Here is a 21,868-nt window from a genome sequence, read left to right as displayed (position 1 = left end):
ATTGTGATGGGGATCACTGAAATAATACACTTTTTAAACTTACCAAATCCTATTTTTATTAAAAATTAAATAGCCTCATCCATAGGGGAATAGTGAATAATAAACTAACGCAGCCGAGGCCGATCGCAGTTACGGCTAATTCGCGATCCAGATTGAAAGCTTCTGCCAACAACGTAGTACCAAAAGCAGGAGGCATCGCCATTTGCAGCACTAGCACAAGTCGCGGCGCGCCCGCGATCCCCAAAAATGTTAATCCCATGCCAATTACCAAGGGAATTAACAACATTTTAATCGCCAGACAAGCCAAAACTTGTTTGAGGTTGTGCAAGGAATTCAACTTGCTCAACTGCATCCCGATCGTAATTAAAGATAAAGTAATTACCGTCCAAGCACCTGTTGTTAACAATTCTGCGATTGGTGCCGACAGTGGCAAGCTGCGCGAGACAAATCCTAAACCAAAAGCCCACAGTGCCGGATTCATAAAAATTGCCTGCAGGGGTGTTAACCAACTATGAGGGCGATCGCTTTTACCGCAGTGAGAAGCAATAGCAACTCCCAGTATATTGATTGCCATGGTAGTGCCTAGCAAGTCGTAAAACAACGCCCAGGCAAAGTGTTCCGAACCCAATAAGGACAAGGTGACGGGAATGCCTAAAAAACCCGTATTACCCACCATCGTTGCCAATAAGAAGCTGCCTTGAGTGGGCAAACTCCAAGCGCTGGTGTGTTCCCGGCTATTTTGGGCGATCGGATTAAGAGTCTTGAAACGTTCCTCGCCCACACCGAAATTGATCAAAATCCAAGCGAGTCCTCCACCTGCTAGAATTGCCGCCCAAGCTATCAGCGGCGCCATCCAAATAGCGCCCGACAAATTGGCGCGGCGGATGAAAGCAACAATGCTCAATGGCGTGCCAAAGAAGAAAAGAAACTTGGCTAAATATGTAGAATAGCTTCTTGGTAGCTGGCGGCCGAGGAAAAATCCCAACGCCACCCATCCGATCAGATTTATATAAAGTTTGAGCAGTGGATTTTCTAAATAAAGCATGATTTACTAAATATTTACTAAACGACTTACGCACATATACTACGTTTGCCAAAAAAGCCCACCTTTACCCTACCGCCGCAGTTTCCCCTGGCACTGCAGCGCTAAATATTAATGCTTATTCAGCTTCGCAGATAATTTTCTCGACAGGCCTTGACATCCACAGAAGCGCGTGTCATGATGAAGTTGAGGAATAAGTCAACATAGGTGGAAACTATGGCACGGCAAGCAAAACAATCGTCTCAAGTCAAAAGTTCCAGCAGCCAAGCAGCCTCCAATACTCGCACCAAGTTTACCCTCTACAATTTTGCCGGAAACGCAAAGGCATTCTATCTAGTCGATCGCCTTAATTTAGAAAGAAAGCCCGGCGATATCCCACAAAAATCCGTCGCTCACAGCATCATCATCATCGACCGTTCCGGCTCAATGTATTATGACTTAGAACCGCTGAAAGAAACCCTAATCAAGCTTTTGACCTTAGACGAATACAACAATTACCAGCTAATTGTCAGCCTGATTTCCTATGCTAGCAATCGGGACGTAATTTGTCACTTCCAGCGAATTCCCATTCAAGAAGTGCTGAAGTTTGACTCTCAATACATCAAAGAAATTCAAAAAATCCACACGGCGGGCTGTACCTGCATATCGCAGTCGATGCAACTCGCTAAATCTCTGGTTAAAGCGGGAGAAATGACAGCGATCAATTTGCACACAGACGGCTATGCAAATGACCCCAGTGCCAATTCGGAAGCTGCAAAACTAGGGGAAATTTGCGAAGAACTCAAAGACATGGATGTGTTTGCCAACACGATATCCTATGCCTCTGCTGACTTCAAACTGCTTTCCAAAATCGCCAACACATTATCGGGAAATTGCATCCGCGCTGGCGAAGTCAAAATGGTTTATGATGCTCTTTACGACAGCACAAAACTGTTAGGCAGTTCCGTTGCACCTCCGCTGGAAGAACCGTTAATTAAGGAATACGATTATCAAGTTTTTGTTTCCAAAAGTGGCAAGAAAATCAACGGTTCATCGAGTACGCTGAAAATTTGCGGGCTGAAAGCAGACGATCGGGGACTGTTTTACAAATATCAGAAAATCGCCAAAGATGAGTATGACAAACTAGATGTTCCCGTTGCTCAAACTGATGAGTCGGTGTTTGCTTTTGCGAAAGCTAACCTCGCTGACGGCAATTTAAATACGGCTAAGTATGCGCTGGCGAGTACCTTCGATGCTACTTTGACGGAAAAACACGCGAAAGCTTTGACAAATGCCCAAATAGCCGAGTTTACGGAAGATTTGGAACAGGCTGTTTTTGCGCCTGATGTGTTGAAAAATCATGAAATTGGCGATCGGGTAAAAGTCAGCGATAAAATTTCCCTGCTGGAGTTGATCGAGATATTGGAGGAAAACAGCAACAGCATCATCATCAACTTGAAACACTTGCAAGAAAATTATCAGCGCAAAGGTTTGAAGCGAATTGAGGGAAAGCGAGACGAAAACGGCAACCTTGTCAAGCCTTGGCTGAAAACTGAATTCTTAGACGGTGGCGAATACGTGCAAATGGGTTCCTTTGCCATCAATCAAAATACCGCTACCATCAATATGCTGATTACCCGAAAAGCTAAGCTGGTAAAAGTTGAGGATGGAACTTTAATCGCAGAAGTGGCGGGAATTCTAGTTACAGACCTCAATACTTTCAACAATTATACCATTGTCAGCGACGGCGAAGTTAATATCAAATCGCAGCGAACCAAAATCAGCAGCAAACCCGTGTTTGATTTGCTCAAAAAATGCGGTGTCCTTGAAAAAGACGGTTCGCCCGTGCAAGAATTTGACTTCCGTTCAGAGTACGATATAAAGTTAGATAATTTGCCGCTAGTGCCTTTTGACGGGCGTTACCGCAGCCTTGACGGAGTGTTTGAGGAACTCGCCGAAATCAAAATTCTCTCTAGCATTCTCTCGGCTCATTTGAAGGAAGAATCCGAGGCTTACACAGCGGAACAATTGGAAGAATTGAAACAGCATTATCTGTCAAAAAACCTTTACCTCAACTTTCCCACGACGACGGAATACACAGATTTAAAAAGTGCGATCGCCAACGGTTCAGTAGATTCGCGAGTCAGCTACAAAATCGACATCGGCAGCAAAAACATCCTCAACTTCGGCAAATTGCACTCTGCCAACAAATTTCTCGATCGCCTTTATGAAGTTTACCACAAAAACACGGGCGAAAAGCTAGCAAAACCGACCTTTGACATCACCTTAGACGAGCCTGTTGTCTTCGCACACAAAACGCTGTCATCCCGAACAAAAATCACCAAAGTTGACGACTTGATGAAACTGATTTCCGATGAGTTTTTGGGGTTGGAAAATAATGGCACTGTCACCGCTATTTTATCAAAAGTTGGTGCAGATAGTTTGCTGCGCCTTTTGCAAGCGAAATGGCAGGGAGAAGATGTCAAGCGAGAGGAGTTTGTCGCTGCTTTAGCTAATGCGAATGAGCGATTGGAAGCTTATGCTGAAAAAGTGTACAGGGAAAAAGTTTCACCGCTGGTTTTCTATATCGGTTCTACTGGACTTATCCCGGATGAAATGGAGGCAAAAGCGGCGACTGCTGAGGAAATTAATTCTAAATACTGCAACTTGCAATTTTCTAAAGATGAGCAAGAGGGGATGTTTTTTGAAGTGGGAGACTGCATTATTAGCGTGTATGCTAAGAATGAGTATTTCACGGTAGGAAAGTAGGAATTATAGTCTTTCTCAGTAACATAAGGTGCTCATAGGGCATAGGGCATAGGGCATAGGGCATAGGGCATAGGACCCGCCCCCATACCTCACGACGCTTGAGAACCGCTATAGGGTGGGCATTATTTGCCCACCTTGCTCAAATATGGCGGATTGAAATAAACCGCAAAGGCGCAGCGGTGGCGGCTAGGAAATAGGTAGATGGGACAAGTGTTAGGTTGCCAAGACGAAAGGAGCGATCGCAAATCTTCTCTGATGGGAATCTTTCGAGTTTGTAAGGAATGAGAATTAAATAACTTACACAAGGAAAGTGGGGTGGGCCTAAAAGCCCGCCCTTTTTGGACGGGCGGGACGCCCATCCCACAATAACAATTAAAATTGTAAGTTATTTAATTTGCGATCCTAACTTTCCTTTGGTGTTGCTGTTGCGAAAGTTTATCCTCGGGTAGGATAGAGAACAACGCTTTATAAAAAATTTAGTAGCCAAATTCTCTGCAATTAGGTTACAATTATATTATGCCAATTCTCATACGGAGGGCAAACCAATGACACAAACATTATCAATGTCTGTTCTCTATAAAAAACTCTCGCAGCTCGGTTTCTCAAAACGTTTCGTTAAAGAAAAAGGTTTGCCCAGTTGGTGGAATGAAGAACTAGACAATAAACCCGTCGCCGTCCTAGAGGGTGCTGGTCATATTGCCCAACGTCTGCACCTAGACCTCAAGAGTCTTTTAGCCGAGAATCAGAAGCCTCAGTTTAAGCCCTTACTCCATACCAAGTTCAAGTACCATCAACAGAATAAAGCAGACGTACCTGATGTTGCCCATCAACTTGCCTCACGGGTTGCGGAAGTGGTCGCTGATACTATAAAGCTCGAATTTCAGCCCATCCCCTCCGACCCTCATCAAGTTCGTTCAGAGATAGTGGCCAAACATCCTCAAGTCACTTTGTACAGCTTGCTCGATTACTGCTGGCAACATGGTATTGCTGTTGTCTATTTTAAGGATTACCCTAACAATACCCGCAAAATTAGAGGTATGATCCAATGGCAAGCCGAGCATCCCGTGATTGTCTTGAGTAGTGGTAAGACACAACCCGTATGTCTAGCATTCGATCTTGCCCATGAACTGGGTCATCTCGCCCTTGGTCATATTCAAGAAGGTATTTTGATTGATGATGATATTAAGCCAGACTGTGATGATCGAGAAGAAAGAGATAGCAATCAGTTTGCAGTTAAACTGCTAGTCAACAGTTTTGACAACTCCCTCGGCAAGAAAAAATTTAAAAATGCAAAAGACCTAAAGAATAAAATTATTCAACTTATTCAAAGTGACTCAACTATTGATCCATCTGCATTAGCTTTAAATTATGGGTGGTATAATAAAGATTATTTTGCATTGTCTATGGGATGTGTAAATTTAATCAATCCTGCTAAAGAAGGGCAGAAGACTATTAACAAATTTTTAGAGAAGCATCTAAATTGGGAGGAATTAAGTGACGATAATGCTGATTACTTAGACCAGATTATAGGAGAATAGCTTTGTCTGCTTGTATCTATTGCATCGATAATGACATCATCAAAAAGCTTGCTACCTTCCAGCTATTCGATAAGACTCTTCAATTATTTGAGGCTAGTTCTGAGCAAGTTAATATCCTAGAGACGGCACAATATAAATTTGAACGCGATTGGAAAAAATTTGAAGGAGGGAAAAGTCGAAAGCCCGAAGATCCTGTGATTGATTATAAACAAGTTCTTTCCCTTACTAGGACTTTACCAAAAATATCTGAATCTGATATTGACCAAGAAATTTTTATTCAATTATCCAATATTGAAAATATCGATAAAGGTGAGGCAATTCTCACAAGTCATGCTATACAAATTATCCAAAAAGATAAATCTGCTCAGATTTTTACAGGAGATAAAAGATTCATCAAAGCCTTAGCAAAAGTTAACTTACCTATCATTCAAGAATCTCTCAATCATAGATTATGGTGCTTAGAGCAACTTGTTCTCAAAAATATTGAAGCCGATGGCTTTGAGACTATTCGAGATTTCATTGTTCCTGTTCTAGAATGTGATATAGCAATTAAGAGTGTTTTTGGTTCAGGGCTTAAATCAACACGTGACAACTCCCTAGCTACTTTAAAAAATTATATTGAGGAGTGTCGGCAGGAGGCAGGTAATTTACTAAATCCTTACAAGTAGATTTAAGTGTGACACGCTTGCCTTAGTCGTGGCTTAAAACGGAATTTCCTCATCTTCATCTTCCACCGTCTTAGCCGTCATCCGCCAACTGGTAATATACTTAATTTGCACATCAACTTTGTTAATCGCTTCCGCTAACCGCTTTTGAATGTTTTAGCGATTTCTGGCCTGATTAGGGCATCTTGAGGAGAGCATTTTGAACTCGCAATCTCCCTAGCAGCTTCTCGCAGTCGCTCCACATCGCGCATCGGCGGTATACCAAAGAGCCGCTTGTACTCTCGGTTGAAGTGCGACGAATCGTCATAACCCACACGGTAGGCAGCACTGGTAGCGTCAAGGTTTTGCCCCAGCATCAGACGGCGAGCTTCCTGGAGCCGCAGTTGCTTCTGGAACTGCAAAGGACTCATGGCAGTGACAGACTTGAAGTGATGGTGGAAGCTCGATACACTCATTCCAAGCTCTCGTGCGATGCTTTCAATCCGAAGCGGCTGGTTAAAGTCTTTACGGAGTCGATCAACCGCTCGAGCAATTTGGTGGGTAGAGCCGCCCAAAACTGCAATATGACGCAGCCGGCTACCTTGCTCTCCCATCAGCAGTCGGTAAATAATTTCCCGCTTAATCAGCGGTGCCAGAACATTAGCTTCAGCAGGGGAATCTAGAAGCCTGACGAGCCGCACCACAGCGTCCAAAAGATTTGCATCCAACGGACTTACGTCGATCGCTTTGACATTGGCACCCCTTTGCGGTGAGGGATCGCCCGCCTCAATCATGACTGAACCGACTACTGTGGGGTCAAGATCGAGGCGAAGGCTCAGGTACGGTAGCGCCTCAGACGCTTCCAGAATTTGGCTGGCGATCGGCAGTTCGATCGTCGCCAGCAAATAATGCAAAGGGTCGTACTGATAGCGATCGCAGCCCAGAAGGACTTCTTTGCTGCCCTGAGCAATGACACAAAAGGCAGGGATAGAGACACTGTGAACGCATTCCGAAGGTGAGGAGGAGCGGTTGAAGTGCAATCCTTTGAGCGGCTCAATCGTCCCATCATGACGGATCGCCTGGGCAATCCGCTCAGTCAGTTCCTCTCTGTGGGCTTGCGCTCTATCTGCAAAGCGCTTTGCCTGCTGGTTGTTCATTAACGACCTATCGGGCTTTTCACTCGGTTTGGCAGCGTTCATTTCTAAGTTTGCAGGATTGTACAACAATCTTAGACGATCGTTCTATTGCTCGGCCTTGAGGATTCTTAGAATGAGGCTAAAGCAATGAAAAATGGTTCCGGCTTCTTGTAAGCATCCTGGACTTTTATTCAAGAGAAAACTCAGTTTTGATTGGGCAAGAAACCTGCTGAGTGACAACCAAAATGCCATTACAGCTAACCTTGCTTCTTAAAAAATCCATCCCTATTGATAGAGAAGCGATAAGTGCTCAATTTCTACGATTGGGACAGCCACCGAAATGGCATCAAGTGGAGGAATTAAGAAATGGACATTAAACGAAGTGGCTCACAGCCTTCCGCCAAAGGATCGGCTGAGTATTTTACCGGCACTGTCCGCATTGACCCCCTGTTCCAGGCAAACGATCCAGCACGCACGTCTGGCGCCAGTGTCACGTTTGAGCCTGGTGCTCGGACACCCAGGCACACTCACCCGTTGGGACAGACCTTGATCGTGACGGCTGGCTGCGGTCTCGTACAGCGATGGGGTGGCTCGATCGAGCAAATTCGACCGGGGGACGTGATTTGGTTCTCGCCCGGTGAGAAGCATTGGCACGGTGCCACCCCAACCACGGCGATGACGCACATTGCTATTCAGGAGGCGCTTGACGGCAAGCCCGTGGACTGGATGGAAAAAGTCAGCGACGAACAATACCAGGCATCAAACGTAAATCAATAGGAGCATTCATTCATGTACAACACAAAAGCTTATTCCGCAGCCAGTGCAACATCACCGCTCGCTTCTGACACGATCGCGCGGCGCGATCCAACCGAACACGACGTGCAAATTGAGATCCTCTTCTGCGGCATCTGCCACTCCGATGTCCATTCTGTACGCAACGAGTGGAGCGACTTCATGTCCACGACCTATCCAATTGTTCCTGGACATGAGATTGTCGGGCGTGTCACTAAAGTTGGCTCGGCAGTTACCAAGTACAAACCCGGCGACCTCGCTGGGGTTGGCTGTCTGGTGGACTCCGATGGGACTTGCCCGAATTGCAAAGCCGGGCTTGAAAACTTCTGCCCGAACCAAACCCTCACCTTCAACTCCCCAGACAAGCACAAGACTGCTCCAGTCACCTATGGTGGCTATTCCGACAGCATCGTCGTCGATGAACGCTTTGCTCTGCGCGTCCCGTCCAACCTTGACCTTGCTGGAGTTGCGCCGCTTCTCTGTGCCGGGATTACAACCTATTCGCCACTGCGCCACTGGGGTGTTACCAAGGGCATGAAGGTGGGCGTAGTCGGTCTCGGCGGGCTGGGTCACATGGGTGTGAAGTTCGCCCGTGCGTTCGGAGCCCATGTCGTCGTTTTCACTACCTCGCCCAATAAAAGGGAAGACGCGCTCCGCCTCGGTGCTGACGAAGTGGTCGTCTCCCGCAACACCGACGAAATGCAGAAGCACGCTGGCAGCTTCGATTTCATCCTCGACACCGTATCCGCCAAGCACGATATCAACGCCTATCTCAACCTGCTCACCCGCGACGGCAACATCACCCTTGTCGGCGCACCTGAGAAACCTCTGGATGTCTCGGCATTTAGTCTCATCATGGGTCGCCGCAGTCTTTCCGGCTCAAACATCGGCGGCATTGCTGAAACCCAGGAGATGCTCGACTTCTGCGGCGAGCATAACATCACCGCCGATGTCGAAGTCATCCCCATCCAGAAGGTCAACGAAGCCTACGAGCGACTGCTCAAGTCCGATGTGAAATATCGCTTTGTAATTGATATGGCATCTCTGAAATCTGAATAACTGAGACCGCCCCTAGAAGGGGTAATCATGCAAAAGCACAAACTTGATAACAGCAACGACTACCCGCAAAGGAGGTGAGTGTGGATACCACCCGCTTGGAGGCATTTAGCGACGGCGTATTCGCGATCGCCATCACCCTGCTAGTGCTCGAAATCAAAGTGCCGCCACCCGATACGGCACTTGGGGCAGCACTCCTTCAACTCTGGCCGTCCTACCTTGCCTACATGGTGAGCTTTGTGGTGATCGGCGCAATCTGGATCAACCACCACGCCATGTTCAAACACATCGTCCGCGTGGACGGAATGCTGTTGCTGCTCAACGTCCTCCACCTGATGCTCATTGCATTCCTGCCTTTTCCAACCGCCGTGCTTGCCGAAGCGTTTCACCGCGGAACGGACGAACCAGTTGCCGCTGCGTTCTACGGTGGCATCTTGACCGTCTTCGGTATCTTCGTCAACCTCATGTGGCGGTACCCGGCTCACGAGTATCGGCTAATCGATACCCACCTCACAGCGAAAAAAGTACGGAAGATCAGACGTCTATTCCTTGTCGGACCGATCGTTTACGCGATCGCCACCGCGATCGCGCTGGTCGTGCCCTGGCTGGCGCTGCTGATCTACCTCCTCCTCAACGTCTTCTATCTCTGGCCTCGCTGGGGTCATGAGAGCGCCCCGTCTCGCATGACCCCACTGTGAGCAGCGATCGCAGCGAAAACGGCTGACAACGGCGGGATCGATCGACGGCAAACAATATCAGTTCCACATCAACGGAGAAAAACAATGCAAACGCGCAAACTTGGAAATAGCAATCTGGAAGTCTCAGCGATCGGGCTCGGCTGCATGGGAATGAGCTTTTCCTATGGTCCGGCCAAAGACAAACAGGAGATGACTGCTCTTCTGGGGGCTGCGGTCGATCGCGGAATAACATTCTTTGACACCGCCGAAGTCTACGGCCCGTACTTAAACGAAGAACTGGTGGGTGAAGCCCTTGCGCCTTTCCGCAACCGGGTGGTCATTGCCACCAAATTTGGCTTCGACATCAGTCCGAATTCCGATCCTCGCGGCATGAAAGGTTCACCCGGACTCAATAGCCGACCGGAGCATATCAAGGAAGCCGTGGAGGGATCGCTCAAACGGCTAAAGGTGGAGGCGATCGACCTCCTCTATCAGCACCGGGTTGACCCGAACGTGCCAATTGAAGACGTGGCGGGAGCAGTGAAGGAACTGATTGAGTCAGGTAAGGTGAAGCATTTCGGGCTCTCTGAAGCGGGAGTGCAAACGATTCGCCGCGCCCATGCCGTTGTGCCAGTCACGGCTCTTCAGAGCGAATACTCGCTGTGGTGGAGAAAGCCTGAAGCGGAAGTGATACCGACCCTTGAGGAACTTGGCATCGGACTTGTCCCGTACAGCCCGCTGGGCAAAGGCTTCCTCACGGGCAAAATCGACGAAAACGCCACCTTTGACAGCTCCGACTTCCGCAGCACCCTGCCTCGCTTCACGCCAGAGGCTCTCAACGTGAATCAAGCCCTGATCGATCTGCTCGGCAGCATCGCAGAACAGAAGCAGGCGACACCAGCTCAAATTGCGATCGCTTGGCTGTTAGCTCAAAAGCCTTGGATTGTTCCGATTCCAGGCACAACAAAGCTGCATCGCTTGGACGAAAACATCGGGGCAGTCTCAGTCGAACTCACGCCCGAGGATCTGCGCGACATCGATGACGCCGCCTCCAAGATAGCGGTGCAAGGCGATCGATATCCCGAAAAGCTAGAGCAAATGACGGGCCGCTGAGTCTAGTTTTAGTCTTTGGGTCTGGCATGACCGCCCCTTAAACCAGACCCAGCTCATTATGACTGGTTGCGATCGGATGGCAGAGATCAGCCCCGAACCATAACAGAGTTACTGACTGCTCACGGAGTACATGGAGGCGTTGAGGCAAGATGGGGAGCAGTCGGTGAATTATTTGGAAAAATATTCTGAATCTGTACAAGAGTTAATGAATTTAACTCGTAATAAACGTCGTTTTTATCAACAGGATATACAGGCTGCAACCCTTATTCGGTCTTGTTCGTATACTTCTTTGTCACCCTCCCAGCCCCCAGATAACACAGAAAAATGAGAGAAAATGTGATATTTTCGTAGTTAAAACGGGATTTCCTCATCTTCATCTTCCATAGTCTTAGCCGTCATCCGCCAACTGGTAATATACTCAATTTGCACATCAATTTTGTTAATCGCTTCCCCTAACCGCTTTTGGATGTATTGAGTCAGCGTCACCATAAACTCTAACTCAACTCCCACAGATAGGGCAAGTTTTGCCAATTTAGCAAAATCCACCTTCAAAATCGAGGAACTGGATAACTTAAAATGGGGAGTATTTTCCTGATTTTGCACCAACATTGCTTTTTTAATGCGCTCTTTCAGATGCTCAACTTCTGAATCCAGCAACTTCCATTCAGGCAAAATTTCTTTGTACCTTTCCCCCAATGCTGTTAAATCCTCACTCTCCGGTTCCGGCGCAATTTTTTTAGTAGATTTTCGCCGCTGCTGTAGGTGGGAATTCAACCGCCAACTAGCAATCTCCTCAACTTCCAAAGATGGATCAGCGATTAGTTTGCCTAACTGTTTTTGAATTTCTTTCGTCAGCGTTACCGGAAAATTTAACTCAATTCCCTCAGTTTGCGTTAGTCTCGCCAGTGTCATAAAATCAACTTTCATCGTTATCGAACTGGAAAGCTCAAAATAAGAACTATCTTTGAGCTGTTGCGCCATCATCCCCGCTTTAAATCGTTCTTTGACTTCAGCAATTTCTGAGTCTAGTGGCTTCCACCGAGATTCTATTGCCTGATATTTTTCGCCCAATGCTGTCAAGTTTTCCGTTGCGGGTTCGGGGTAACATTGGGCAAGGATTTCTACCAGGCGGCGATGCACTCCAGCTAAATAAACCGCGTCCATCTTGGCATATTCTAGCTGCTTCTGGGTCAGGGGACGCTTGGCCCAATCGCCGCTTTGTTCTGTTTTATCTACATAAGCAATGCCGCAAAGTGTTTCTATTAAAGTTTTGAGCTGTCGATTAGGTAAGGGCAGAATGTAAGTCGGAATCTTTGTTACCATTTTCAATGTGCAAGTGACATTTTGAGCGTCGTCATTGCCCAGAAATCGGATGTCATAGCTGGCGTTGTGCAAGACTTTTTCAATATCTGGATTGACCATGATTTGGTTGATGAAATCTTTGGTCAATTCAGGTTGATCCAAGACATCTAGCAGAAAAGTGGCATCTCCCGTCGAATCTGTGGAGTCAGCTAACACCTGAATCAGAGATAATCTGGGGTTGGATTTATAGTCAGCGATTTCTGTATCCACCCACAGGATTTTAGCTTGGGCAAATTTAGCGATGAGTGCTTTGATGTCGTTTTCTGCTGTTAAATAAGGCATTTTTACAGACTTTTGCTATTAACTTTTTGATTCTATTATGCTATAGCAATTATTGGCTCGATTGTCAACGATTCAAGCGTCGGGCATGGCATTGCCGTGTCCTGGAGACACGCAAACCTCAGAAACCCGGTTTCTTCCTATATTTCTCATTGCTGTTGGCAAAACTCGTAGAAACCGGGTTTTTAGCCTCCCGTTTAAAAAAAAGAATGCAGTCGATCGCACTATTAACAATTCCCGCGAACTTCCTCTAAAAACCAGTTGCCTACTTCTGTATTGTCCGTCTGGCGACTGCGGCGCAAACCTTCCTCTAATAAAGCAACTTTTAGCCCCGGCAAAACTTGAGATTCCGTCAGCCGTTCGCTTCCCCGGTTAGCAATTATTTTGAAAGCAATAACTTGCGCTTTTTGTACGTCTACTACCCAATACTCAGACACTCCTAATTCTTCATAAATCATTCTTTTTGTCCCCAAATCGTCAACGAGAGAACTGTCGGCAATTTCAATTGCTAAATCTGGGGAAAATGTGCTATCTAAATTCACTACCGAACTGCCGCGAGGTGCCGTTTGCACCCGGTCTCCGATGTAGTAAGAAGCATCGGGTTGAGCGCCTCTGACACCTGTTTTGGCGTAGCTACAGTTGACCAGCAGTCTCATTTTTATACCTTTAGCAATGCCAAATAAATTGATTAAGATGACGATAATTCCGTTGTCATCAGCATGATCAGCCCCGACTGCTGCCATTTCAATCCTCAACTGTCCGTTGTAGTAGTAGCATTTTGCTCGATCGTACTCCGGCTGTTTAATAATTTCTATATATTCATCCCAAGTCGCTGTAACCCAGGTATCGGTTAGTAGTTTGGTTTGGAGTTGACTCATCATTACCTCACCGGAAAAAATCTTTGACTTTTGAGGGAAAACTTCTGAGTAGGGGCGAGCGCATTTTTACCATTCAGCAGTAAGGTACGCAGCGCGCACCTTACAAACTATTAACCTATGACTATTCTGCCACTTCCTCAGATTCCGATTCTTCGGCCGATTCTTCACCAGCAGGCGGCACTAAAGCCACAGCTACGATCGAATCATCCTCATCTAACCGCTGCACCCGCACACCCGTTGCTGTGCGCGATTGAGTAGAAATTGCACTCACAGCCTGACGGATAATAATACCTCGGTTGGTAATGATCATCAATTCGTCATCTTCGTTGACAATTCGCAGGGCAGCTACCTGATCCTTACCCTTTTTCGACTTGAATTTAGTAGCCGTCAATCCCTTGCCGGCCCGTCTTTGTAGGCGGAATTGAGAAACAGGAACCCGCTTGCCATAGCCGTTGGTGGTAATTACCAACACTGAAGGAACTTCGCTGCTAACTGTCGAAATTTCTTCGACCTCTTCGCCTTCAATTTCCTCGGCTTGCAATTCTAATTCTTCATCTTCCAATTCCGCATCTTCAGTTTCCAATTCAGCAATTTCTGCCCCTTCAAATTCCGAGTCGCCGGTTTCTAATTGAGCAATATTAGCTCCCTCAAATTCAGAGTCTTCAGTTTCCAATTCAGCAATTTCGGCCACTATTGAACTGGGCAAAATGTCCATGCTGATCAACTCATCGCCCGATCGCAATTTCATCGATTTTACACCCCGCGTCGCGCGGCCGACTGGGCGCAACTGTTCGTGATTAGTGCGGAAATGAATTGCCATCCCTTGGCGCGTACCGATGATGATGCTGTCGCCAACTTTTGCTCTCCGCACCCAGCGCAGTTGGTCGCCTTCTTCTAGAGAAATAGCGATTAATCCATTAGTGCGGATGTTGCCAAAAGCGGAAAGTGCGGTTTTCTTGATGTAGCCACCGCGAGTCAACATTACCAAGTATTCTTCGCTGGTGAATTCTGTGACTGACACCATAGAAGTGATTTTTTCTTCTATAGGAATCGGCAGCAGTTGCACCACAGGAGTGCCGCGGGCCGTCCGCGAACAGACGGGGATTTGATAAGCTTTGACAGAGTAAACTACGCCCCTGTCGCTGAAGAACAAAACGCTATCGTGATCGCAGCAGGAAAGGAAATGTTCTACTCCGTCGTCTTCTTTCATTTTCGCGCCTGCTTTGCCGCGAGTAGCGCGACTTTGGGCCTCAAAAGTGCTGACAGGCATCCGCTTGATGTAGCCTTGCTCAGTGATCAGAATAATTGCTTGTTCGTTGGCAATTAAATCTCTTTCATCGATTTCTCCTTCGGCGTGTTCGATAACGCTGCGTCTAGGAGTGGCGATTTTGGTTTGGATTTCAACTGCTTCAAATTCGGCGATTTCTAAGATGCGTTCCCGACGCGCTAAGATATCTTCCAAATCGGCGATTTTTGCTCGCAGTTCTTCGTGTTCTTGCTGAATTTTTTGCGCTTCTAATGCTGTCAAACGCCGGAGCTGCATTTGCAGAATTGCGTCGGATTGCTGTTCTGAAAGACCGTAATTATCCATCAATTCTTGTTTCGCTGCGGCGGAGTCGGCAGCGGCGCGAATTAGGTGAATAATTGCATCTAAGTTGTCTAGGGCAATTAATAAGCCTTGCAGAAGGTGGTCGCGTTCTTCTGCTTTGCGGAGTTCATATTGAGTCCGGCGAGTAATTGTCTCAATGCGGAAATCTAGGAAGACATTGAGGAATTGGGAGAGCGTAAGTAGTTGGGGTTCCCCATTTACTAGCGCTAACATATTGGCTCCAAAGTTGGCTTGGAGGGGTGTTTGTTTGTAAAGGTTGTTGAGGACGACGCGGGGATAGGCGTCGCGCTTGAGCTCGATGACGATCCGCATTCCGTCTCTATCGCTTTCGTCGCGAATGTCGGAAATTCCATCTAATCTTTTGTCGTTGACAAGTTCGGCAATTTTCTCAATTAGCGCTGCCTTGTTTGTTTGGTAAGGCAATTCGGTGATAATAATTGCTTCTTTGTCGGGGCGGCCAGGATGTTCGATGGTTTCAATGCCGGCGACTCCTCGCATTGTAATCGAACCGCGCCCGGTGGTGTAAGCATCGCGAATGCCGCCTCTACCCAGAATTTGCCCTCCGGTGGGAAAGTCCGGGCCGGGGATGTACTGCATCAATTCCAGGTCAGTAATTGCTGGATTGTGAATTAGTGCTACTAAACCGTCAATTATTTCGCCTAAATTGTGCGGCGGAATGTTGGTGGCCATCCCTACAGCAATCCCCGATGAACCGTTGAGCAAAATTTGGGGGATGCGTGCCGGGAGTACGAGGGGTTCTTGCTGGGAACCGTCGAAGTTGTCGCCGAAATCAACTGTTTCCGAGTCGATGTCGCGCAGCATGGAGTCGCTAGTCAAAGCTGTGAGGCGACATTCGGTGTACCGCATGGCAGCGGGCGGGTCGTTGTCAACGGAGCCGAAGTTGCCGTGGCCGTTGATCAGGCGTTCCCGCATGGAAAAATCCTGAGCCATCCGCACCAGGGCGTCATAAACCGCTGTATCTCCGTGCGGGTGATACTTGCCCAGCACCTCCCCCACGACGCGGGCGCATTTGCGGAAAGGTCGATCGGGAGTCAAGCCCAATTCGTTCATGGCGTAGAGAATGCGTCGGTGAACGGGCTTGAGACCGTCCCTGGCATCTGGTAGCGCCCGACCGACAATTACGCTCATGGCGTATTCCAAGTACGATCGGGACATCTCATTACCCAGATCCGTCGGGATTATCCGCGACTCAGAGATACTCATAGGTTGAAAAACTCCGTTAAAAATTTAAATTTGACCGCTATAAATCTCAAAAATGCGATAAAATCGGTTTGGATTCAGTAGAGCTGCCAAATATTGCAAATTACTCCTGAAATTATATCACAATTTGCCTTTGAATTTATGGGAAAGTTGCCAGAAAAATTAATGGGCGAAACAAGGGAAATTCGTAAGTTGGCAGTTGGTGATTTAGTCATCAATTGGCAAAAGCTAGAAATGGTTTTTTAGGGGGAAGGCTTTCATGCTTTGGTGAGTTTTTTTGAGGGTTATCTAAAAAAAGAAAAGGGTTTCCCGATCGCAATTGTAATTTCACAAAACCGAAGGCCTTCTTAAAGCAAACTAAAAATCTAAAATCTAAAATCTAAAATCTAAAATCAGCCGATGCTACCCGTCATCTACTCCGAAGATTTCTTGCTGCACAAGACTGGAATGCTTCACCCAGAGCGACCAGAACGTTTAACGGCGATCGTCAACGCTCTGAAAGCTGCTCCTTGGGCGGCTCAAATTGAGTGGCAACTGCCCACCCCAGTGGCGCAGCGCGAACAACAACTGTTCTCGGCTATCAAAAAAGTTCACTCGCAAAGATACATCAAAGAAGTCGAACATTTGGCTCATCGGGGAGGTGGCTACCTCGACGGTGATACGCCGATTTCTGCTGAAAGTTACGATGTAGCGCTTCTAGCGGCGAGTGCTTGGCTCGATGGGGTCGAGCGAGTGGTGGCTGCGGGGGAACCGGCTTTTGTGCTGGCCAGGCCGCCGGGACACCACGCCGAAAACGCCCGCGCGATGGGTTTTTGCTTGTTTTCCAATGCTGCGATCGCCGCTCACTACGCCTTGGAACAGCCGGGAATCAACCGCGTCGCTGTCCTCGACTGGGACGTGCACCACGGCAACGGCACTCAATCTTTGGTGGAAAGCTGCCGCCAAATTGCCTACTGTTCCCTGCATCAATCTCCGTGCTATCCGGGAACTGGAGATGCCGAGGAGCGCGGTGCCTACGACAACGTGCTGAACATTCCCCTGTATCCCGGCAGCGGCATAGCTGAATACCTGAGCGCCTTTGAATCTCTTGTCGTGCCTTTTTTGTCAAAATTTGAACCGGATTTGTTGATTGTCAGCGCTGGTTATGACGCTACTGCGTCTGATCCGCTGGCGAGCATGACTCTGATGCCGTCAGATTTCGGTACTTTCACCGGATACTGCCTGCAACTCACCCGCCGCATAGCTTTTGGTTTGGAGGGGGGTTACGCGCTGAAAGAGTTGGCCGAGTCGGTTGTGGCGACTATTGACCGATGCCTCAATTAGCTGGAAAATTGGCATAGGGAAAAATAAGGTTGAGAAGCGGTGAGGACGGGATGGAGAGTTGTTGAGGGCGATGGGCGAAGCGATTATTTGGCGATCGTGCGATCGGGCTTCTTCCCTCGATCAACTGTCAACTGTCAACTGTCAACTGTCTCCTGACTTTAGTGACAAGCATCACCAATTTAAGAGATCCAAGTCACTTGTCATCAAAGTCTTGGTCACAGATTTTTAACCAAAAAATCACACCGTGTCAATGTGTTCGATCGCCTTTGAAGTCGCTCTCAGAGTGCATAATACAAATACAACAAGCCTGTTAAAATTTTATCTGTCTCAATCAACTAGGAGGTTTATCATGTCAGTATCCCAAATGACACTCGAAGAGTTATTTGGTCAGGTCATGTTCTCCAGCGTCGTGACTCGCCACGACCGGAGACAGCTCAGATCTGCACTCTTAGAAAGAACACTGAATGAAGATGAGTATGCCATCATCAACCGACTGCTGTATAACGTGCGCCGCGGTTGGGTAAAAATTGTCGATTAAAGACGTGGCAGGCACTCCCTTTAGGGGAGTTAATACCATTTTCGATTAAAGAATTGGTAATTACTCATAACTATCGGGGTTGAGATCACGGTCCTACAGTTACATTTTTTGGGAACTCGTTACAAGTAGAACTTGCCAAGTAGGGAAGTTTTTTGTGTTTAATAGTTGGCTCGAAAGTGTGATGTGTTTGACCAGTGTGTTAATTATCAAAATCTCGCTACACATCTGCCTATAGGTAGAGATAATTAAAAAATAACAGGTTTCGGGTGCATCTCTACTTGTTGAAAACTTGTGAGTTTTGAGTTGTTAACTGAAAAGTTATAATTAACTCAAGACTCATAATTTTTGGGATTTGAGAGGGGAGATTGGAGAGTGGGAAAACTGATGAATATCAGGGTTGAAAACGGCTATAAAGTTAATTTTTTTTAAACTGATATTAAGAATCAAAACTATAGGCAGTTTCCCGTTGAGGAGGAGTGTGCGATCGTTACCAGCACAGCCAGTCGCATTGGTCGATCGACCATTCCGGCAATTTGAGTCCGGAAGTGTCAAAATATTAACAACCAGTTCATCCCCAAAATATATGGCTCCCGCCGTTTTAATTGAAAATCTTCAGAAACGCTACGGCACTGTAGAAGCCGTTAAAGATGTTTCCTTCAAGGTAGAACCGGGGGAAATATTTGGTTTGCTAGGCCCCAACGGTGCAGGCAAAACCACAACCCTGCGGGTACTTTGTACTTTGAGTGCGCCCGATAGCGGACGCATTGAAGTGTCTGGCATTTCTGCTGTCAGTCAGCCGAGAATTGCTAGACAAAGACTCGGCTACGTCGCCCAAGAAGTGGCTCTTGATAAGGTGCTGACGGGGCGGGAACTCCTGCAACTGCAAGCAGCGCTTTACCATTTGCCGCGCCCTAGGATTAAAGGGCGGATTGACGAAATGGTGAAACTCCTCGGTTTGGAGGAGTGGGAAAATAAAAAGACGGGTACTTATTCCGGCGGTATCCGCAAACGCTTGGATTTGGCTGCTGGATTGCTGCATCAGCCTGATGTTTTGGTGTTAGACGAACCGACTGTCGGGCTGGATATTGAAAGTCGGGTGGTGGTGTGGGATTTCCTGCGGCGCTTGCGGGAGGAAGGTACTACGGTTTTGATTACCAGCCATTATCTCGAAGAAGTTGACGCTTTGGCCGATCGCGTGGCGATTATTGACAAGGGTACGGTGATTGCTGAGGGTACGCCGGAGGAGTTGAAAAATCGGGTTGGGGGCGATCGGGTGACTCTGCGGATTCGGGAGTTTTCGCCGATCGAAGAAGCTGAAAAAGCTAAAAATCTGATGCAATCTCTGCCTTTTGTGCAGGAAGTAATTGTCAACGCGGCTCAAGGAAATTCTCTGAATTTAGTAGTAACACCGCAAAGCGATGCGCTGGTGACTATTCAGCAAGCTTTGAAAAATGCGGGATTGCCTACTTTTGGGATTGCTCAATCTCGGCCGAGTTTGGATGATGTGTATTTGGCTGCGACTGGTAAGACGCTGTTGGATGCTGAGTTGGCTGCTGCTAGCAACCGCGATTTGAAGGCGGAGCAAAAACAGGCGATGCGATCGTAAGTTTAGTTTAATAAACCTCTCCAATAATTATTGTGGAACAGGCATCTTGCCTGTTCGAGACGCTCTTTCCCTGAGCCCGTCAGGGGTTGAAACCCCTGCCTCAAAGCTTAAGTCCTCTCAAGAGGACTGAAGAAATCATTACTCATTAGTCCTATGCAAGAGGACTTTAGCTATTAGCCAGGGAATTAATTCCCTGGCGGCCTTTCGGTTGAAGCGAAAACCAATGAGCAATACTTTATCCTTATCTTTTCGGCAGATTTGATCTCATACATCTAACACTTGCTCTGCTGTCAGCGCTAATTCTGGGAAAGTTCGAGATATAATTCGCTCAGTTCCTCGGTAAGCAGTCATTTGATAAACGCCATTTTCATCAAGCAGGTAAACAAAAACAGTCGGTTCTTTCGGGTTGCCCAAATAGTTTCTGCTACCCAAAGCTAAATAATCGACAATCCAATATTCAGAAATTCCCAGCCGCTGATATTCATCCAGCTTGTCGATATAATCATCTTCCCAATTTGTTGACACAACTTCTACAACTAATTGTGGGGGTTCAGTTAGGGCTGAGGGGGCGAAAGGTTGGGATTCCCAGAGGGTTTTGTCTACTACGGTAACATCAGGATGGCGGCCTTGTTCTTTACCATGAGGCGTTAAAGTCCTGACTACAATTCTGCCAGAGATTCTGTAATTCAGGTTGATGCGTTTCACCTCGTCGTGAAACGTATTTTCAATAAAATCAGCTACATTTTCGTGCTGTCTTATTGTTGGTAAGATTTTGAAAACAATTTCTCCATTCACAAGTTCATAGCGTCCGTCTTCATCTGGAAGTTGCTTGATGAATCGATCGAAAGTGAGCATTATTTTAGGTTGGGTAGGAGTTGCGAGCGTGGTTTTATCTCATTTAGCTAGATATTTAAGACTATTCTGCCACCATTTTAACATACTGTTTTAACACAGGTGGAATCGTGAAAACTGTTTCAGATTCACAGCTCAATTTTTCGATCATTCCCCGTCTTGCTAAAGATTGAATTGCTTGACATAATTCGCGCGGCGAGCCTTGATATTTTGCCCTGAATTGGGTAAACGAAACAGGTTCCATTTCATTACTAAGTTGCGAAATCGCCTGTTTTTCTATTTCGGACAGCCGCTGATAATGCTGCTGCAATATCGGTGTCAATTCATCGCTTAAAAATACTGGTTGATAGCTTAAATATTGAGATACTCTACCGCCAAATAAGTTGTTAATGGTTTGAGCGACTAATTTTAACCAGAGGGGATTACCTTGATAAAGGTTAATTAATTCTGACCAGGTTTCTTCATCCAATAAACCTTTTTCTCTAAGCAGTTCGGTTGCTGCTTCACCTAAACCGACTAACTGTAATAAACATACTGCTGAATTATCGTCTGTGAATGTGATGATGTCTGAGGGAGGTTCCCAACTATTGAGGATTAAGCAGCTATTATGGGGAATTTCACCGATGAGTTTAAATAGGGTTCCGTAATTTTCATATCCGGGTTTATAATTTCCTGCAAGTTTCCCGCTGCTGAGAATTTGCTGCACGTCATCGAGGATGATGAGACAGCGATTTTCGCGCAATGTTTCTATGAGGATTGACAATTGAGCATCGGTGTTGGTGGGAAGGTTACTTTCTGGTTGATTTGAGAGAAATTGAATCAGGGTTTTGAGAGTTGTTTCTAGGGGTGGGGAGGTGCGGAGACTGCGCCAGATAATGCGATCGAATTGAGTTTGAATTTGGGGGATGAGGTTACGGGCGATCGCACTTTTGCCGGTGCCTGCCATGCCTGTGATAGTGAGGAGGCGGCAGTTTTGGCGGGCGATCGAGTTTTCGAGGGCGGTGAGGGGTGAGTTGGGGTAGTTGTAGAAGGTTTTGATCTCCGGTGCGTCTCTTAAATCAAGTCGCGGTTTTTGTTGGGTGTCGTCTTCATTTGAGGTTTGTGCAGGCGGTGAGTGTTGTGGAGTTTTTGGAGGGTGCGAGGTTTCTGTGCAGACGTTTATATTCCCTTTGTGGACAAGGTTAAAATAACCAGAATTTGAAATTTTAGAGATTTCATATCTTTCCATTGTGGAGCTAAAATTGGATTTATTAACATCTTCCTCTAAGATTTTTGAAAGAATTTGCCATAACTTTGAGGCAACATTTCTGACATGGCGTTCAGTACAATGAACCTCTTTGGAAATTTCGGAGTATCTTTTACCTTGCCAAGTTCCCCGGGAGCGTGTCACTTTTGCGATGAGTATAAATACTCAGAAATACTAGGGCAGAGGTTTTGAGCTATTGTTGGGCAAA

Annotated in this window: 18 protein-coding genes; 11 read left to right on the top strand and 7 right to left on the bottom strand. The window is 46.8% G+C overall.

Annotated features, from left to right (window positions below):
- Positions 1-58: 58 nt before the first annotated feature.
- A complete protein-coding gene (locus tag QUA90_RS19145) occupies positions 59-1,045 on the bottom strand; it encodes an AEC family transporter (protein ID WP_333387665.1) in 987 nt (328 codons plus the stop codon).
- Positions 1,046-1,258: 213 nt separating this feature from the next.
- Here QUA90_RS19145 and QUA90_RS19140 point away from each other — a divergent pair, with 213 nt between their 5' ends.
- The 3 genes from QUA90_RS19140 (at position 1,259) to QUA90_RS19130 (ending at position 5,996) form a co-directional block, all read left to right on the top strand.
- Positions 1,259-3,790 carry a vWA domain-containing protein gene (locus QUA90_RS19140; protein ID WP_333447144.1) on the top strand — a complete coding sequence of 844 codons (2,532 nt, stop codon included), beginning with the start codon at positions 1,259-1,261 and terminating at the stop codon, positions 3,788-3,790.
- Between the two features lie 545 nt (positions 3,791-4,335).
- The gene (locus tag QUA90_RS19135) at positions 4,336-5,328 is read left to right on the top strand and encodes an ImmA/IrrE family metallo-endopeptidase (RefSeq protein WP_333447142.1); all 993 of its coding nucleotides are present in this window, start codon (positions 4,336-4,338) and stop codon (positions 5,326-5,328) included.
- A gap of 2 nt (positions 5,329-5,330) precedes the next feature.
- Positions 5,331-5,996 (top strand): hypothetical protein, encoded by a 666-nt coding sequence (locus tag QUA90_RS19130; RefSeq protein WP_333447140.1) that lies wholly within the window; start codon positions 5,331-5,333, stop codon positions 5,994-5,996.
- A 134-nt stretch (positions 5,997-6,130) separates the two neighbouring features.
- Here QUA90_RS19130 and QUA90_RS19125 read toward each other — a convergent pair whose 3' ends face one another.
- Positions 6,131-7,171, bottom strand: coding sequence for an AraC family transcriptional regulator (locus QUA90_RS19125; RefSeq protein ID WP_333447139.1), 1,041 nt, complete (start codon positions 7,169-7,171; stop codon positions 6,131-6,133).
- Positions 7,172-7,474: 303 nt separating this feature from the next.
- Here QUA90_RS19125 and QUA90_RS19120 point away from each other — a divergent pair, with 303 nt between their 5' ends.
- The 4 genes from QUA90_RS19120 (at position 7,475) to QUA90_RS19105 (ending at position 10,746) form a co-directional block, all read left to right on the top strand.
- Positions 7,475-7,885, top strand: a complete 411-nt coding sequence (locus QUA90_RS19120) for a (R)-mandelonitrile lyase (protein ID WP_333447137.1) — start codon at positions 7,475-7,477, stop codon at positions 7,883-7,885.
- Positions 7,886-7,897: 12 nt separating this feature from the next.
- Positions 7,898-8,959, top strand: coding sequence for an NAD(P)-dependent alcohol dehydrogenase (locus tag QUA90_RS19115; protein ID WP_333447134.1), 1,062 nt, complete (start codon positions 7,898-7,900; stop codon positions 8,957-8,959).
- A gap of 80 nt (positions 8,960-9,039) precedes the next feature.
- The gene (locus QUA90_RS19110) at positions 9,040-9,654 is read left to right on the top strand and encodes a TMEM175 family protein (RefSeq protein WP_333447132.1); all 615 of its coding nucleotides are present in this window, start codon (positions 9,040-9,042) and stop codon (positions 9,652-9,654) included.
- An 84-nt stretch (positions 9,655-9,738) separates the two neighbouring features.
- Entirely contained in the window at positions 9,739-10,746 is a 1,008-nt protein-coding gene (locus QUA90_RS19105) for an aldo/keto reductase (RefSeq protein WP_333447130.1), read from the top strand.
- Positions 10,747-11,097: 351 nt separating this feature from the next.
- Here the strand turns inward: QUA90_RS19105 and QUA90_RS19100 are convergent, their stop codons facing one another.
- The 3 genes from QUA90_RS19100 to gyrA all read right to left on the bottom strand — a co-directional run bounded on the left by QUA90_RS19100 (position 11,098) and on the right by gyrA (position 16,098).
- A complete protein-coding gene (locus QUA90_RS19100; protein ID WP_333447128.1) occupies positions 11,098-12,390 on the bottom strand; it encodes a ribonuclease D in 1,293 nt (430 codons plus the stop codon).
- A gap of 224 nt (positions 12,391-12,614) precedes the next feature.
- Positions 12,615-13,268 (bottom strand): Uma2 family endonuclease, encoded by a 654-nt coding sequence (locus QUA90_RS19095; protein ID WP_333387680.1) that lies wholly within the window; start codon positions 13,266-13,268, stop codon positions 12,615-12,617.
- A 118-nt stretch (positions 13,269-13,386) separates the two neighbouring features.
- Positions 13,387-16,098: a DNA gyrase subunit A gene (gene gyrA / locus QUA90_RS19090; protein ID WP_333447126.1), complete on the bottom strand. Its 2,712-nt coding sequence runs from the start codon at positions 16,096-16,098 to the stop codon at positions 13,387-13,389.
- A gap of 93 nt (positions 16,099-16,191) precedes the next feature.
- On the opposite strand from gyrA, the gene QUA90_RS19085 reads away from it, so the two are divergent.
- The 4 genes from QUA90_RS19085 (at position 16,192) to QUA90_RS19070 (ending at position 19,562) form a co-directional block, all read left to right on the top strand.
- Positions 16,192-16,341: a hypothetical protein gene (locus QUA90_RS19085; RefSeq protein ID WP_333209537.1), complete on the top strand. Its 150-nt coding sequence runs from the start codon at positions 16,192-16,194 to the stop codon at positions 16,339-16,341.
- A gap of 153 nt (positions 16,342-16,494) precedes the next feature.
- Positions 16,495-17,418 (top strand): histone deacetylase, encoded by a 924-nt coding sequence (locus QUA90_RS19080; protein ID WP_333447124.1) that lies wholly within the window; start codon positions 16,495-16,497, stop codon positions 17,416-17,418.
- Positions 17,419-17,767: 349 nt separating this feature from the next.
- Entirely contained in the window at positions 17,768-17,956 is a 189-nt protein-coding gene (locus QUA90_RS19075; protein WP_015175516.1) for a hypothetical protein, read from the top strand.
- 583 nt (positions 17,957-18,539) lie between these two features.
- Positions 18,540-19,562 carry an ATP-binding cassette domain-containing protein gene (locus QUA90_RS19070; RefSeq protein ID WP_333447121.1) on the top strand — a complete coding sequence of 341 codons (1,023 nt, stop codon included), beginning with the start codon at positions 18,540-18,542 and terminating at the stop codon, positions 19,560-19,562.
- Positions 19,563-19,826: 264 nt separating this feature from the next.
- On the opposite strand, the gene QUA90_RS19065 is transcribed toward QUA90_RS19070, so the two are convergent.
- Both QUA90_RS19065 and QUA90_RS19060 read right to left on the bottom strand, forming a co-directional pair.
- Positions 19,827-20,417, bottom strand: coding sequence for a Uma2 family endonuclease (locus QUA90_RS19065; protein WP_333447119.1), 591 nt, complete (start codon positions 20,415-20,417; stop codon positions 19,827-19,829).
- A 61-nt stretch (positions 20,418-20,478) separates the two neighbouring features.
- Complete coding sequence (locus tag QUA90_RS19060) at positions 20,479-21,804, bottom strand: NB-ARC domain-containing protein (RefSeq protein WP_333447117.1); 1,326 nt, start codon at positions 21,802-21,804, stop codon at positions 20,479-20,481.
- Positions 21,805-21,868 lie beyond the last annotated feature (64 nt).

The organism is Microcoleus sp. D3_18_C4, from assembly GCF_036702355.1.
In the GTDB taxonomy this organism is placed as follows: domain Bacteria; phylum Cyanobacteriota; class Cyanobacteriia; order Cyanobacteriales; family Microcoleaceae; genus Microcoleus.
Note: the sequence above shows the minus strand (reverse complement) of the source record. Positions and strands in the feature narration are given on the sequence as shown.